The 14,386-nt window shown below is 57.3% G+C and carries 14 protein-coding genes and 1 pseudogene; 3 read left to right on the plus strand and 12 right to left on the minus strand.

What is annotated here, in order from left to right:
* Positions 1 to 32: 32 nt before the first annotated feature.
* From AC0L2Y_RS29420 to AC0L2Y_RS29475, 12 genes and pseudogenes are all read right to left on the minus strand, one after another.
* A pseudogene (locus AC0L2Y_RS29420) lies at positions 33 to 433 on the minus strand (type II toxin-antitoxin system VapC family toxin).
* Positions 415 to 678: a type II toxin-antitoxin system VapB family antitoxin gene (locus AC0L2Y_RS29425; RefSeq protein WP_473561305.1), complete on the minus strand. Its 264-nt coding sequence runs from the start codon at positions 676 to 678 to the stop codon at positions 415 to 417. Before AC0L2Y_RS29425 ends, AC0L2Y_RS29420 begins: the two are co-directional and overlap by 19 nt.
* Before the next feature lie 240 nt (positions 679 to 918).
* Positions 919 to 1,707: a 3'(2'),5'-bisphosphate nucleotidase CysQ gene (cysQ, locus tag AC0L2Y_RS29430; RefSeq protein WP_473561325.1), complete on the minus strand. Its 789-nt coding sequence runs from the start codon at positions 1,705 to 1,707 to the stop codon at positions 919 to 921.
* Positions 1,708 to 1,717: 10 nt separating this feature from the next.
* Positions 1,718 to 3,655 (minus strand): sulfate adenylyltransferase subunit CysN, encoded by a 1,938-nt coding sequence (gene cysN / locus AC0L2Y_RS29435; RefSeq protein ID WP_473561307.1) that lies wholly within the window; start codon positions 3,653 to 3,655, stop codon positions 1,718 to 1,720.
* A 2-nt stretch (positions 3,656 to 3,657) separates the two neighbouring features.
* Positions 3,658 to 4,563: a sulfate adenylyltransferase subunit CysD gene (cysD, locus tag AC0L2Y_RS29440; protein ID WP_473561308.1), complete on the minus strand. Its 906-nt coding sequence runs from the start codon at positions 4,561 to 4,563 to the stop codon at positions 3,658 to 3,660.
* 349 nt (positions 4,564 to 4,912) lie between these two features.
* Positions 4,913 to 5,353, minus strand: a complete 441-nt coding sequence (locus AC0L2Y_RS29445) for an O-antigen ligase family protein (protein WP_473561327.1) — start codon at positions 5,351 to 5,353, stop codon at positions 4,913 to 4,915.
* 15 nt (positions 5,354 to 5,368) lie between these two features.
* Positions 5,369 to 6,232, minus strand: coding sequence for a hypothetical protein (locus AC0L2Y_RS29450; RefSeq protein ID WP_473561310.1), 864 nt, complete (start codon positions 6,230 to 6,232; stop codon positions 5,369 to 5,371).
* Positions 6,229 to 7,404: a tetratricopeptide repeat protein gene (locus AC0L2Y_RS29455; RefSeq protein WP_473561312.1), complete on the minus strand. Its 1,176-nt coding sequence runs from the start codon at positions 7,402 to 7,404 to the stop codon at positions 6,229 to 6,231. Before AC0L2Y_RS29455 ends, AC0L2Y_RS29450 begins: the two co-directional genes overlap by 4 nt.
* A complete protein-coding gene (locus AC0L2Y_RS29460) occupies positions 7,370 to 9,754 on the minus strand; it encodes a GumC family protein (protein ID WP_473561314.1) in 2,385 nt (794 codons plus the stop codon). The genes AC0L2Y_RS29455 and AC0L2Y_RS29460 overlap by 35 nt, the downstream gene beginning before the upstream one ends.
* Before the next feature lie 47 nt (positions 9,755 to 9,801).
* Positions 9,802 to 10,587, minus strand: a complete 786-nt coding sequence (locus tag AC0L2Y_RS29465) for a polysaccharide biosynthesis/export family protein (protein WP_473561315.1) — start codon at positions 10,585 to 10,587, stop codon at positions 9,802 to 9,804.
* Complete coding sequence (locus AC0L2Y_RS29470; RefSeq protein WP_473561317.1) at positions 10,587 to 11,396, minus strand: tyrosine-protein phosphatase; 810 nt, start codon at positions 11,394 to 11,396, stop codon at positions 10,587 to 10,589. The genes AC0L2Y_RS29465 and AC0L2Y_RS29470 overlap by 1 nt, the downstream gene beginning before the upstream one ends.
* A gap of 521 nt (positions 11,397 to 11,917) precedes the next feature.
* Entirely contained in the window at positions 11,918 to 12,403 is a 486-nt protein-coding gene (locus AC0L2Y_RS29475) for a hypothetical protein (RefSeq protein ID WP_473561319.1), read from the minus strand.
* Positions 12,404 to 13,171: 768 nt separating this feature from the next.
* On the opposite strand from AC0L2Y_RS29475, the gene AC0L2Y_RS29480 reads away from it, so the two are divergent.
* The 3 genes from AC0L2Y_RS29480 to AC0L2Y_RS29490 all read left to right on the plus strand — a co-directional run.
* Positions 13,172 to 13,552, plus strand: a complete 381-nt coding sequence (locus tag AC0L2Y_RS29480) for a transposase (protein ID WP_473561320.1) — start codon at positions 13,172 to 13,174, stop codon at positions 13,550 to 13,552.
* Positions 13,549 to 13,893 carry an IS66 family insertion sequence element accessory protein TnpB gene (tnpB, locus tag AC0L2Y_RS29485; protein ID WP_127404352.1) on the plus strand — a complete coding sequence of 115 codons (345 nt, stop codon included), beginning with the start codon at positions 13,549 to 13,551 and terminating at the stop codon, positions 13,891 to 13,893. The genes AC0L2Y_RS29480 and tnpB overlap by 4 nt, the downstream gene beginning before the upstream one ends.
* Before the next feature lie 73 nt (positions 13,894 to 13,966).
* Positions 13,967 to 14,386 (plus strand): transposase domain-containing protein (locus AC0L2Y_RS29490; RefSeq protein ID WP_473561323.1); only part of this gene is annotated, 420 nt, incomplete at its 3' end.

Below are 14,386 nucleotides of genomic sequence, written 5' to 3' on the forward strand. Positions count from 1 at the left end.
CCCTGCGTCGCGAAACAGTGAAACAGTGGCACTCACGCAGCCTCGATGTCGGTCTGCGGAAAGTCCGCGCCTTTGAACATTAATGGCTGGTCAAAATGTCGGGGCACAAGCATAGGCGAAGCAGTCACCAAAGTTCAGCCGCGCCGGGTGCCGGCCCTTGCCGAAGCGGTCGAAAGCGTCAAGCGCGAGTCGAGCCGTGTTCGGCTGTTCGGCGGCACCGCGACCATGTCAATCTCCATCAACGAGAGATAGCTTTCCACGGCCTCGGTCGCCTCGCTGATTACCAAGTCCAAGACTCTCGCGACCGCGATTGCAGCCTCCCATACCGCAAGTGGCCAGGTTAGCCGCTTTCCGGTCTGCTGCATGCGTGCAAGGAGTTCGCGCACGCATCATCCTCGTTTGTCATCAGCGGCGTCAGGGCGTCGATGAACATCGGTCATTCGCGTACAGGCTGTCGCGAAACGCCTTGTCGGCGGGTCTGCCTTGATCAGGCTTGCCCTGGGCTCGCAGATCCCGGCAGAACCTGACGCCGATCTCCACCAGGGACGCTCTAGCCTGTTCGCGCTCAAGCTCATGCTTGAGCGCGGCATGGCCGGCCTCTGTCAAACCAGTCCTCTTAAGCGCGGCAACCCGGGGGGCCAGCGCGTCGGTCTCGGGATTCTTGATGTGGAACGCCATCACTCCATCACTCGATCGTATAGCCGTTCAAGTGTATCGGTTTATAGCAATTTGGATACACCGAGTGAATGCCACCCAGCATCAAGCGGCCACGACGCGAATCGGCCACGCCGACCCGACTTAGGCCGGATCGGGATCGTATCTTTGTGTTTACAGATCTCGAGCAGTATCTGAGGTCGCTTCCATAAGCCGCTGGTACATCTGTGCTTTCCTACGAGTCTGGAACTGCGCAGTCATCGTCTAGCCAGATCCAGCAGCCTTGCCGCTTGCGATAAAATGCGGGTTGGCGAAATCCTCGTCGTCACTCTGGTTGCGCTTGCCATAGGCGAGCGGCTCACCATCGAGCGTGCGCGTCATGCCGCCGGCGGCGCGTAGCACCGCGTCCCCCGCAGCAGTATCCCATTCCATGGTGCGTCCGAAACGCGGATAGACGTCGGCCTCGGCGCCGGCGACGAGGCAGAATTTCAGCGAGGAGCCGACGGAGACGATCTCGGCAGCGCCAAGCGCGCGGATATAGGCGTCGGTTTCCGGCGTGTTGTGGGAGCGGCTGGCAACGACGGTCAGCGGCATCACACCGGCCCTTGCCGAGATCGGCTGGCGATCGATGATTTGATAGTCGTCATTGATCTCGATCGCTTCCGCTTTGCCCGGCCGGCCGGAAAAGAAGCGGCCGGTGCAAGGCGCGAAGACGACGCCGATCTCCGGCACGCCATGGCGTACCAGTGCGATATTGACAGTGAAATCGGTGCGCCGGTTGACGAACTCCTTGGTACCGTCCAGCGGATCGATCAGGAAGAAGGCGTCGCCGAGATCCGGCGCCATGATGCCGGCCGAGGCTTCTTCCTCGGCCACACATGGGATCTCCGGAAATGCGGCACGCAGCCCGGCAAGGATGATCTTTTCGCTCTCGCGATCCGCCTCCGTCACCGGCGAACTGTCCGACTTGCTGTCGACCGCACAGCCGGCACGAAAGACGCGCATCACCTCGCGCCCCGCCGCCAAGGCAAGGTGTTCGAAGACGGCGAGCATCGCTTCGTCGTCAGATTCCGCCGCCGCTGTCATATTGGTCTTCGGCAATGTCCCGCTCGTTCAGCCAGTGTTCAAGGGCGTCCACCATCTCCTCGGCCGATCTGCCGAGTGTCTTGAGATGGATTTCGGGTTTTTCCGGCACCTCATACGGTGAATCGACGCCGGTGAAATTCTTGATCTCGCCGTTCAACGCCCGCGCATAAAGGCCCTTCGGATCGCGCCTGGCGCATTCCTCGAAGGGGGTGTCGACAAACACCTCGATGAATTCGCCGTCGGCCATCAGTTCGCGCGCCATGCGCCGCTCGGCGCTGAACGGCGAAATGAACGACACGATGACGATCAGCCCGGCGTCGGCCATCAGGCGCGCCACTTCGGCGACGCGGCGAATGTTTTCGACACGATCGGCGTCGGTGAAGCCGAGATCGCGGTTGAGGCCGTGTCGGACGTTGTCGCCATCCAGAATGTAGGTATGGCGGCCGGTGGCGAATAGCTTCTTTTCGAACAGATTGGCGATGGTAGACTTGCCCGAGCCCGAAAGGCCGGTGAACCAGAACACGGCCGGCCGCTGGTTCTTCATATCGGCACGCGCGCGCTTGCCGACATCGAGCGATTGCCAGTGGATGTTTTCGGCGCGGCGCAGCGAATGCAGGATCATGCCGGCGCCGACCGTAGCGTTGGTGATGCGGTCGATCAGGATGAAGGCGCCGGTGGTGCGGTTTTCGGCAAACGGATCGAAGGCGATCGGCGACCGCGTCGAGATGTTGCAGATGCCGACTTCGTTCATTTCAAGCGACTTGGCCGCCTCATGGGCGAAGTCGTTGACGTTGACGCGGTATTTCAGGTCGGTGACGGTGGCGCTGGTCTGGTCGGTCTCGGTGCGCAGGATGTAGGAGCGGCCGGGCAGCAGCGCATGTTCGTCGAACCAGACGATGTTGGCAGCGAACTGGTCGGCGACCTGCGGCCGCGCCGACGGCGATACCAGCATATTGCCGCGCGAGACTTCCACCTCGTCGTCGAGCACAAGTGTGATGGCCTGGCCGGCGATAGCCTCTTGAAGGTCGCCTCCATGCGAAACGATTCGCCTGACACGGGAGGATTTGCCCGATTTGGCGACGACCACCTCGTCGCCCAGCGCGACCGACCCGGAGGCTATGGTGCCGGCGAAACCGCGAAAATCGAGGTTGGGACGGTTCACATATTGGACGGGAAACCGGAACGGCAGTTCGACCGCGGCCTCGTCGACCGAGACCGTTTCGAGATGTTCGATCAGCGTCGGGCCGGAATACCAGCCCGTCTTATCGGAACGGCCGGTAACGTTGTCGCCATAACGGGCCGACATAGGAATGGGCACGATCGTGTGGAAGCCGAGCTCACGTGAGAATTGTGCGTAATCCGCGACGATCCGTTCAAAAACCGTCTCGTCGAAGCCGACAAGATCGATCTTGTTGACGGCGAGCACGATGTGGCGGATGCCAAGCAGCGAGGCGATGATCGAATGTCGCCTGGTCTGACGCAGTACGCCCTGGCGGGCATCGATTAGCACGATGGCGAGATCCGCCGTCGATGCACCCGTCGCCATGTTACGCGTGTATTGTTCGTGGCCGGGCGTGTCGGCGACGATGAACTTGCGCTTCGGTGTGGCGAAGAAGCGATAGGCGACGTCGATGGTAATGCCTTGCTCGCGCTCGGCCTCGAGGCCGTCGACCAGCAGCGCGAAGTCGACGTCGTCGCCGGTGGTGCCGTGCTTGCGCGAATCGCGCTCGAGCGTGGCCAACTGGTCCTCGAAAATCTGCTTGGTATCGGAAAGCAGGCGCCCGATCAGCGTCGACTTGCCGTCGTCGACCGAGCCGCAGGTCAGGAAGCGCAGCAGCGACTTTCGTTCCTGAGCAGCCAGATAGTCGCGGACGCCGTCGGTCGGGGCGAGGCTCTTGGCCATGATGTGGCGCATACTCAGAAATACCCCTCGCGCTTCTTCTTTTCCATCGAGCCGGCTTCGTCGCGGTCGATCAGGCGACCTTGCCGCTCGGAAGTGCGCGCCGTGAGCATTTCGCCGACTATCGCCTCCAGAGTGTCGGCTTCCGAATCGATCGCGCCCGTCAGCGGATAGCAGCCGAGCGTGCGGAACCGAACCATCCGGTTCTCCACTGTTTCGCCGGGCCGCAGTTGCATGCGCTCGTCATCCCTCAGGATAAGCATGCCATCGCGCTCGACGACCGGCCGCTCCTTGGCCAGATACAGCGGCACGATCGGAATGTCTTCCTGGAGAATGTACTGCCAGATGTCGAGCTCGGTCCAGTTCGACAACGGGAACACCCTGATCGATTCACCGGCAGCGATGCGGGTGTTGAAAATCTTCCACATCTCCGGCCGCTGGTTCTTCGGATCCCAGACGTGCTGGGCGTTGCGGAACGAGAAGATGCGCTCCTTGGCCCGCGACTTCTCCTCGTCGCGTCGCGCACCGCCGAAGGCAGCGTCAAACCCGTATTTGTCGAGCGCCTGCCGCAGCGCCACCGTCTTCATCACATGCGTGTGGGTGTTGGAGCCGTGGTCGAACGGATTGATGTTCTCACGCACGCCGTCTTCGTTGACATGGACCAGGAGGTCGAAACCGAGCTTTTGCTGCATCTGGTCGCGAAAGGCGATCATCTCGCGGAATTTCCAGGTCGTGTCGACATGGAGAAAGGGAAAGGGCGGCTTGGCCGGATAGAATGCCTTCATCGCCAGGTGCATGAGCACGGACGAATCCTTGCCGACCGAATAGAGCATCACCGGCTTGGCGAAAGCCGCGGCCACCTCGCGAAAAATATGGATGGATTCGGCCTCAAGCCGCTGAAGGTGCGTAAGTGCGATGTTCATGGACTGCGAGCGTTCTTTCGTACTGATCCACGGAAGTGGCTGCATCGGAGGCGACCTTCAGCCGCCCGATTCAAACTGCACTTCCGGACAATCTAATCTATTCTCGTGCGGGCGTTCTAGCAGAACGTTCCGGTCCAGAACAATGCAAGACAGGCTTGCGGCCGAATGGTGCGGGAATGAATTTTCCATGTGGCTCGCAAAATCGGGAAATTTCTGCTCATGACGCTGTTTCACCTAGGTGGGACAGGAAATTATTGCCGAGGCTGAGAACCGGAGCTGGCGGTCGAGGGCGCTTGCCCGACATTGGTCCGCCTCATTCAGTTGACAGCCAGCAGCGGCGACAAGATGGCTAAGAAGAAGTTCCGATGGGAACAAGTAGCTTGTCACCGTTGTGGTCGACCTCGATCATCTCGCTCTTGCGGCTTAAGCGCTCCCCAAATCCTTTGTGGAAGATAATGGAGTTCATATAGGCAAAAGTCATCGCCAGCGCCTCGGTTCGCAGCGGATAGTCAACCAGCGAATGAATAAGAAGAAAAGATACCGAGAGGAATGCCGCTTTCTGAAGGGGGTCACGGCGCGCCTTGGTCAATGCAGTGATAAGCAGTATGAAATAACCTGCCATAAGCAGGATAGCCGGGATCCCGCCTTCGAATGCTATTTCAAGGTATTCATTGTGGGCATGATTGACGTATTGCCTGAAAATCATGCCCCCTCGTTCGTATATTTGATAGGCTTTTTGAAAATTTCCAAATCCGACGCCGGTCGCCCAATTGTCCTTGATCCCCTCGATCGTCGTTAGGGGGGATTATACGCGCCCCGACGCCCGGTCAAACGCGTACGCAAAGGTCTTGGTGCATGCGCCGAAAGGGTTGAACGTAAGCCCGGTGAAAATAAGCAGGATGGTTATTACACAAGCCCGGGGAAGGGCCGAAAGAAACACAACGGACAATATGGTTATCGCCAACCCGATCAAAACACCGGCGCGTGAACCGGCAGCCAAAAGCAGCAGCAAAAGGGCGATCAATCCAACCGATCCAGACAAAAGATGTCCGCGGAACAGGCCATAGTAGACGACGAAGGGGATAGAAACAAAAAGCAACGCCGAAAAGTGATTCACGTTGGCGAAAAGCCCCGCGTTAATGGTGAACGGCAATAGACCTACTATAGCGATGTTATCGGAGAGGGAATATTGAATCGACCCGGCCAGACCATTGCAGATAACACCTATGAAAAAAAAAGGTAGGAGAGCGCTGACTTGGTCGGAGCGTAAGCGCAACAGGCTTAGAAAAAATGCCGTTGATGCCAGCAGAAAGAACAGACACTCTACAGTCCGGCCAACTCCTACACTGACGAAGCGAAACGGGGGAGTTCCAATCAGCCGGACATCTCCGAGCAAAAGCTCAGGACGAACCCCATCGAATATGGCCGGCGGCAAGGGAACGATTTGCAAAACCATCAACGCCACCGCAAAGATAAGCAGCCATAGAACGGAACGCGAGATCGTTTGGCCGGAGGTCTGAGAAAAGACCACTGCCGCAGAGATTATCACCACGACCTGGATTAGAGTATCGGTATAAAGGCCGCTTGCAGTACCGCCGCCAATGAGCAGGGATATGAACAAAACCGACCCAAGGAGATATTTATCCCATTCGGATGGCCGATCGCTCAAGACGGATTTCTCTCGATGCTCAATTTGTGCATTACCAGCGTCCCGACATAGCGGAATCGCCAGCTCTCAGCAATGGCCGAAGTCTCCAACCTCAACAATTGCATTCGACATGTGTCCGGACCGATTGACAAATCCCCGCTCATGGTCTGCCGATTGAATGTACCCTCGGGAATATTGAGGCGCGCGATTTCACCGGCCGGACATCTAAGAGACCAGAACAGTTCCTTCGGAAGCTTGAGGTTTCTGGCAGACGCGATCAGAGAAACCTTATAGGATCCAGGAGGCAGCTCAATGTACTGTTGAAGAGCCGAATTCTTCACCGGCGTGTTCAAGAACCGCACCATCGCGCCGCCCTCGCCCTCTACCGCATTCTGGGATGTTGCAAACGTCACCTCCAGGCCCGATTGGTCGCGAACCTGCCAATCAAACGGCCTGTCTCTGGATATCGGTTCGAACGTGCTGTTGAAAATATATCCGCCTAACTTACGCTCCTGTTCAGACAGGGTGAAAAGGAACAGCCGATACGCTTGTTCATATTCCCTCTGGCGGATGTAACCATTGATCACAATGGATAGTTCGCCCGGTTTCGGCGGCGCGCCTGACTCATTCAAATCGAGCAGCAGCCGGTTTGCGTAGTCCAGGCCCTTGGGATCATTGGCAAGGGCCTCGAAGAGCGTAGGCCTCCAGGGCGTCTCCGCCGTGATTGCTGCCAGCATGGCGTTGTATCCGTCGGGATTCGAAAGAATCGCGGTCAGGCCACCGACGATTGCCGGAAATTGGTCCGGCCACCGCCGCAGCAATATGTCTATCTCTCCAACGGCCTTTGACAAATCACCTATCTCGGTCGAGTGGCCAATAGACCTCTGGAGGGCATGGATTTCTGTTTTGGATAACTTACGAGCTTGGTCGAACAGCTCGTAGGCCTCGTCTTTTTCGCCTTGCCGGTATTTGATCTCGCCGACTAAGCTATAGAGGCGTGCGTCGGCGAGGTTGAAACGGAGCGCGTTCCTAGCCTCGGCGAGCAAGGCACCGAGATCCGGAGGGTTATTCGCATCGTTCAGATCACCGGCAATTACGCCTATCAGAGCATCGGCGTTTAATGGATCCAGGGCAAGCGAGACGGTTGGCGTTTCGGTCTCAAGAAACCGACTTAGCCCGATCGAGGAAGCCACCAACACTAGAACGAACGCGACGAACCAAACGACTGAACGCCGGAGATTTCGCATAAGCGGGCTTGCTTGCTCCATCATCGATCTTGCCCTCAATCTTCGGAGTACTCGTGTCCGTGCCGTAGTTGTAGTATTGATAGTTCATGTATTTGTAGGCGTAATTGTAGTCGAATTTGTTCACTGAAAACTTTGACATTGCGGCTCCGACCACGTTTGCGCCGGCAGCTCGCAGTCGCTTCAACGCAGTCTTAGCCGACTTGCGTGTCACCTGATTTGTAGAGATGACCATCAATGTGCCCTCGGCGAGCCGGCTGAGAATTGGAGCATCCGAGAGGCCGACGATCGGTGGCGCATCAATAATGACAAGATCGAAGCGCTTGCCGAGATTGGTAATGATCAGAGCCATCTTCGGAGAGGAGAGCAGATCCGCAGGATTTGGCGGGATCGTTCCAGAGGTCAAAACGGTCACATTAGGGTATTTCGTCGCCCTGAAGATATTCGCCAGATCTTCCTTCCGAACGGTATTTGTCAGAAGATTGCTGAGCCCAATCGTGTTGTCGAGACCAAACAGGCGATGAAGGTTCGGCTTCCGCAGATCGCCGTCGACAATGAGAACTCTTGCCCCAAGCGCTGCAAAATCCTGCCCAAGCTTGAACGAGGTGGTCGACTTGCCTTCCGAAGGTTCCGAACTCGTGACAACCAGCGATCGTGGCGCGCCTTCCGCACCTGAAAATTGCAGCGACGTTCGAAGCGAACGATAGGCCTCCGACAGTCCGGACTTCTGATCGGCAATGCTGGCCGTGAGCTCCCGGTCGTCTACCAGTGGCAAGATGCCGAGCATCGCCAATCCAAGCTCTTTTTCAACCTGCTCGGGATTGGTGAAGGTGTTGTTCAGCAGTTCGATAACATAAATGACAGACGCGCTCAAAGTCATGAAAAGGGCTAGCGCGATCGCAAGGTTGATGCTCAGGCGAGGCGAATATGGCCGATCCGGCACTGCCGCGAATTCAACGACCGCTGCACTTTGCGTCTTGAGTTCTGAGCTGACACCGACTTCGTTCAGCTTGGCGATAAGGTTGTCATATTGCGACCGGTTTGAATCGACCTCGCGCTTAAGAATCGTGTATTTGATGTTCTTGTCGTTGAAGACAACCTGCTGCTTTTCCATCTCGGCCAGCTTCGACCTGAGATCGGCCTCCTTATTCTGCGCCTCCTGATACTTCAGCCGCAGTGAATCCGTTATTGCAAGCACGCCATTGTTATAGAGACGCTGCAACTCCTTGATCTGCGACTGAAGCTGCTGCATTTCGGGAAAACCGGGCTTGAGAATGCCAAGCTTCTGCTGGTACTGGCTCGTTAAATCCGCCAGTTTTTCACTGAGTCTCTGCAGACCTTCGCTTTCCAGGACGGGGGACAAACTCGAACCACGGCCTTTGTCAATCTGGTCCACGACACGCCCGGCATCGAGACGATCCTGGATCGCTGTCGCAAGCGCCGTATTCAGCGCCTCGATGTTGGATCCAATGAGCGATTTGTCATCGCCGGTTATCGTGATGCCGGCATCCTTCGCATAGGCGACCAGCTCCTCTTCGGATTTCTGAAGCTTTTGCTTTACCTGCAAAACCTGTTCCTGGATAAATTGCCTTGCCAGGTCCGAGGTCTCGCTAGTTTGGTCGAGACGTTGATCAATAAAGCTCTGCGCAACCTGATTGGCTACGTCACTCGCATATTTCGGATTTTGATCAACAAAGGTGATCGAGAGCAAGCTCGTGTTGGTGACCAGATTGACCGTGAGGTCGTCTAGAATACGCTTTATCGCAATTTCCTCACGTTCTTCCGGCGTCTTCTGTTCAAAGGAAGGTGACTTAGAGATTCCGAAGGCACGATAGAAGATATTCGACAGCGAGAAGTTTGCCGTAGGGAAAAGGAAGTCCGGTTTTTCGCTCAGACCCAATTGGAAGACGACGCGCTGCGCCAAAGCGCGGCTTTTGAGCTTTTCACGTGCGGTAAGAAAGGCCCGTACATCGGCATTTTCAGAAACGACCTCGATGTCCTGGAAGACCTTGGCGGAAGGGACCAGAACTTCCAATTGCGTTGTTGCCTGGTATCTTGGCGTCTGCATCATCGTAACAATGAGGCCTGCGACAAGCCCGGCTGCCACCATCATGACGAACAGCCATCTATACTGGACTACATAGAAGAGCAGCTTGAGCGGATTGAAGCCCTGTTCCTGCTCCGAATATTCGCGACCGTAGGGGCTGTAGTTTTGCCCACCATCATAATAGAGGTCGGCGGACAAAGCTTGGCCATGTCCTGGGCCTGCAATTTGGTGCTGCCTGTTGCGATCGAGCATGGTGCGAGGTGTTCCTAGATTCCACTACATTCTGACCGGCTGCGACCTTATAGTCCCGGAACCACGGCAATTCGGGCGGCATTGGAGGCTATCCCGAGCGCATCCTTCAGATTGTTCACCGCTATCTTCGTCTTTGAGGCAAAAACGACGACCTTGTCACCACCGTAGATCCGCGGGTTACGGGCCTTGCCGGCACGGATTGCCTCCACGTTGTAATTCGCGACCAAGGTATTCTGTCCGATATTGCGATAGACGAAGACCTTGCTTGCATCTCCAACCGGGCTGAAATTTCCTGCCAGAGCGATTGCGTCCAGAAGCGAGGAATTACTCGTTACCGGAAAAATACCGGCCCTGTTCACCTCGCCGTCGACGGTTATTCGCTGCCCAATCGACTCTTTGACGAAAATCGTCACGTCAGGCGACTGCAGGTAGTTGGCGCCGTAGGCAGTCTCGATCTCTTGCTCCAGCTGACGAACGGTTTTTCCTGCCGCTGTAATGGTTCCGATAAGCGGAAGCGATATCTGGCCACTTGAGTCGACTTGAACCGTTCGGCTCAGATTGTCCACTTGGAATACATTCACGTCGAGCACGTCGTTCGGCGATAAAGGCTGCTCGTTGCCATTCTGAGTGTTTTGCGGCGGCGGTAAGTCCTTGACTACCTTCAGTGCGCCACCGCTTGAAAGCGGTGTCGATGACGACGTCAATTGCAGCGCATCGACCGAATTCGAAGAAGAAGACGTCGACGAAGTACTCGTGCAGGCCGAGATTGCGAATGAGGCGAGCAAGAGGAATACCGTCCCCCGATGGCCCCTAGCGAAACCAAAGATGCCCATCACGCTGTCCCGCCCTTGAACAAGCGACCAAGTCCTCCAAAACGACCGCCGTTGGCGGCGGTTGGCTTTTTCGGACGTGCTTTTCCGATCGGCTCAATGGGCCGGTTCGCCAATATTTCGCCTGGACGTTTCAACACCATGTTGCGGGCCTCGTCTTCCCCACATCGCTTGGCAGCAGCAGCAACCGCCTTGGAAAGCCCGGGACGGCGGCGCGTTGCGCTATGAGTATCCGATGCGATGATATCCACCCTGCCCTCGTCAATCAGCTTTTCCGAATAATAGAGCGCCGTGCGCCCAAAAGCACCAACAATCGAGTCGGCGGTAAGCTGGATGAGGCAGCCCACCGCATTCAACCTCTCGATAACGTCGTAATTCGTTTTGATCCAGGTCAAACGCTCAGGATGAGTAAGAATCGGGATAAAGCCGGCCTTTATGAGGCGTAGAGCAAGATCCTCCATTCGTGGAGGTAGAACATGATGCGGCGGTTCGAACAGAAAATAGCGGGACCTGTTCAAGGTCGGTACGCTACCCGCCGCCAACTGGTCCGGAAGATCCGGCGCTATGTGAACATCGGCGCCGACGTAGAGAGTAAGTGGTATGGCAGCGCTACGCAGCGCCTGTTGCAATTCTTGAACCGCCCGGACGATATTCGATGTTCCGTTCTCGTAAACGCCCGGTGTCACGTGTGGCGTGCACGCCATGTGGGTCGTTCCGTCGGCCACCGCCAGCCGAGCCATTTCGAGCGATTCGACAAGACTGGGCGAGCCGTCGTCGAGGCCGGGCAAGATATGGGAATGAAGATCGATCATGGGCGTTTGTGACTGCAGCGAAGCAACGTGGCGACGTCATCCCCAAAAAGTATAAATGCGTCATCCGCAAGACAGCGAATGACGCATTTGTCAAGTTCATGCGATACGATGGATGCTACGTCCCGGCTACCGGCGGACAGAGTTGTCATCATCATGCAGGCCGATGATCAGCGCCGCACCGGCGGCAAACGCTGCGCCTGATGTTTCGAGCGCTAGACGCATGCCGCCCTCCGCAGGATTGATCTTGATCGTAGCGTTTGCAGTATCCGAAACTTGCACCCGCACTCAGCAGCAAAAAATTGCGATTCGACCATTTTGCCGGTATAGACCGGCACTTCGCGGTTCATCCTGGCATGTTCGCCAGCCTCAGACATCCGCATGTCGCCTTGGCTTAGGCGATCCGACCGATGCGGCAGTCGCGACACAAGCATTCACACCAAGCTCGCTCTGTCGCCAACGACAAACATGGCAGAAGCGCCACACGCCTCTGCTGCCGTTGCCTTATTTACTACGCGGTTAACTTAGTCGCTAACGGCGTGGCCGTGATCTTTGTCCGCCGTTGCAGCCAGAACACCAGCCCCCAGAGCCATACCGCCAAAAATGAAGAGCGGCGTGTTGTTCTTGTTTGTATTAGGATTGCCGGTCTGGGCGGTCTTCTCAGAACCGAGGACATTGAGGCAGATCTTATTCTCGACACGCGAGATATCGAGCGTCGAATTCGCCGGGACGCTCAGATTACAGCCACCGACCTGAACCGAAGCCGAGCCCTTGGCGCCAACCACGACACGACTGCCGAAATCCAGCGCGCCGCCCGCTTGCGCCGGGCCATAGCCAGCCACCTGCGAGATCATCACGTCGCCATTGACGCTGCCGAGCGATCCAATCGGATTTGCGCCGTTATAGGCGGTCGCACAGGTGCACGACCCATCCTGCGCGAAAGACGACACCGGGGCCAAGCCAGCCAACACAACAAATCCGGCCAACGCACTTTTCACAATTAGGTTCATCCGCATCAATCCTTCTGTCCCATGTTACCTGAGGCCCACCCAACCATAAGGTACTGAAAGGCGCGTACCAGCTTTCTGCGCCAATTCCAACCCATTTCGCATATGCGAGATAATTTTTGGTTTCAGTGTGGTTGATTGAGCACACCATTAGAGGGTCCAAATGTATCATCTTTACTGCCGGCCGAAATAGAGCTGGTTGCCAGCGAGCCAATGGGGCTGCCCCACCAGCACTTCCGCGCTTACACAGGTCCGCAGTCGACCACGTACCGATTTGTCCTACCGGACTTCGTGCTTGCCTGGCGCGCGGCCTCGATGCGCCTTGATAACGACGACGAAGTGCACAACGGCGGTCTTGCCGCGAAGCCGAATAGAATGTTTCGCGGTCGGGAGCGCATCCTGGACACCTGCAGGCTGAAACCCAGGTCTCTGAGCCACCAAGTCCTGTGTGGAATATTCACGATCGGCAAAAGTGGTCAGCCAAAGCCGGCGCCTTGACCTAGTCGCAACCGAGCCCCTCCAGCACGCCGGATGGGTGGGGATCTGGTTACCATGGTCGCCCGCCGAGACTGTCCTGAAAAGATACGCGACGCTTCTCCAAGACCGTAAGCGGGTAGCTGATGCCGTTCAGCGCTGGTAGTTCCAAGGCATAAGAGCCTCGATAGTAAGCGCTAAGCCGACCCCATCTGGCGCGGCTTGAGGTGATGAGCGAGAGATAGTGACACTGAAGAAGGCGAGGAGCTTACAGTGTCAATTTCTATGTCTGCGCCTATGCCTGATGATAGAAGTTTCCATGTCCTTGAGGCGGTCCCGAACCGGCTGGAGGCAAGCCCGCAGCGTCCGCGGCGGCGCTGGTCGGCGGAAGCGAAGTCGCGGCTGATCGAGGCGACACTGAAGCCGGGCGCGAATGTATCGGCCATCGCCAGACAAGCGGGGATGGCGCCAGCCCAGCTGTTCGGCTGGCGGAGCAAGGCGATCAAGAGCGGTGCGGTCACGCCGCAGCGAGATGCGGATCAGCTTGGCTTTGTCGAGGTCACGCCGACAGCGTCTGCGTCGGTGGAGATCGAGCTGGGTGGCGTGGTCATTCGCGCCGGTGCCGATATCAATGAGGAGCAGCTGGTGCGGATCATCCGGGCGGTTCGCCAGGCATGATCCCGGCCGGCGTGAAGGTGTTGGTCGCCAGTCATCCCGTCGATTTTAGAAAAGGTCCCGACGGCCTTCTGGCACTGGTGCGCGATGCCGGCTCGGATCCGTTCAACGGCGCGCTTTATGTCTTCCGCGCCAAAAGAGCGGACAGGATCAAGATCGTCTGGTGGGACGGCAGCGGCGTGTGTCTTTATGCCAAGCGACTGGACGACGCGAAGTTTTGCTGGCCGCGGATCGGCCACAACCGGGTCCAGCTCAATCATGCTCAGCTCATGGCTCTGGTTGACGGAATGGACTGGAAACGGGTTCGGACGGAGACCGTCAGGCGGCCGCAATCGGCTGGGTAAAACCCTGCGGCATGATGAATCAGGGAGCTGAAAAAGCGGGAAAATTGCCCGCGAATATGCTCTGATTTTGGCCATGTCGGCACCCGAACTCGCGCTCCCGGACGACGTTGACGCGCTCAAGGCGATGGTTATTGCCATGGCCCAAAAGGCCGCCCTTCTGGAGGAGCGCAATCTCCATCTCGAGCTGGTCAACAAGAGCGCCGATGAGCGGATCGCACGGCTGACCGCGGTCGTGAAGATGCTGGAGCGGGCGCGTTTCGGCAGCCGCTCCGAACGGTTGCGGACCGGCGCGCTGAGCGAGGAGCAGTATGCTCTCGTCTTCGACGAGATCGAAACCGGCGTGGCGGCCATCGAAGCGCAGATGGAGAAGTTTGCGGGCGGCTCGAAAGCGAAGCGCGCTCCGCGTCCTCGCAAAGGCTTTGCGGCCCATCTCGAACGGGTCGAGGTGGTTATCGAGCCCGAAACGCCTGCTGGCTGCGAAGCGCTGGAAAAG

The sequence above is a fragment of the Mesorhizobium sp. WSM4830 genome (assembly GCF_055811495.1).

What these genes read in the sequence shown, in the direction of transcription:
- AC0L2Y_RS29425 (WP_473561305.1), bottom strand. Translation starts at nt 678, where the DNA reads ATGGCGTTCCACATCAAGAATCCCGAGACCGACGCGCTGGCCCCCCGG.
- cysQ (WP_473561325.1), bottom strand. Translation starts at nt 1,707, where the DNA reads ATGCTCGCCGTCTTCGAACACCTTGCCTTGGCGGCGGGGCGCGAGGTG.
- cysN (WP_473561307.1), bottom strand. Translation starts at nt 3,655, where the DNA reads ATGCGCCACATCATGGCCAAGAGCCTCGCCCCGACCGACGGCGTCCGC.
- cysD (WP_473561308.1), bottom strand. Translation starts at nt 4,563, where the DNA reads ATGAACATCGCACTTACGCACCTTCAGCGGCTTGAGGCCGAATCCATC.
- AC0L2Y_RS29460 (WP_473561314.1), bottom strand. Translation starts at nt 9,754, where the DNA reads ATGCTCGATCGCAACAGGCAGCACCAAATTGCAGGCCCAGGACATGGC.
- AC0L2Y_RS29465 (WP_473561315.1), bottom strand. Translation starts at nt 10,587, where the DNA reads ATGGGCATCTTTGGTTTCGCTAGGGGCCATCGGGGGACGGTATTCCTC.
- AC0L2Y_RS29470 (WP_473561317.1), bottom strand. Translation starts at nt 11,396, where the DNA reads ATGATCGATCTTCATTCCCATATCTTGCCCGGCCTCGACGACGGCTCG.
- AC0L2Y_RS29475 (WP_473561319.1), bottom strand. Translation starts at nt 12,403, where the DNA reads ATGAACCTAATTGTGAAAAGTGCGTTGGCCGGATTTGTTGTGTTGGCT.
- AC0L2Y_RS29480 (WP_473561320.1), top strand. Translation starts at nt 13,172, where the DNA reads ATGCCTGATGATAGAAGTTTCCATGTCCTTGAGGCGGTCCCGAACCGG.
- tnpB (WP_127404352.1), top strand. Translation starts at nt 13,549, where the DNA reads ATGATCCCGGCCGGCGTGAAGGTGTTGGTCGCCAGTCATCCCGTCGAT.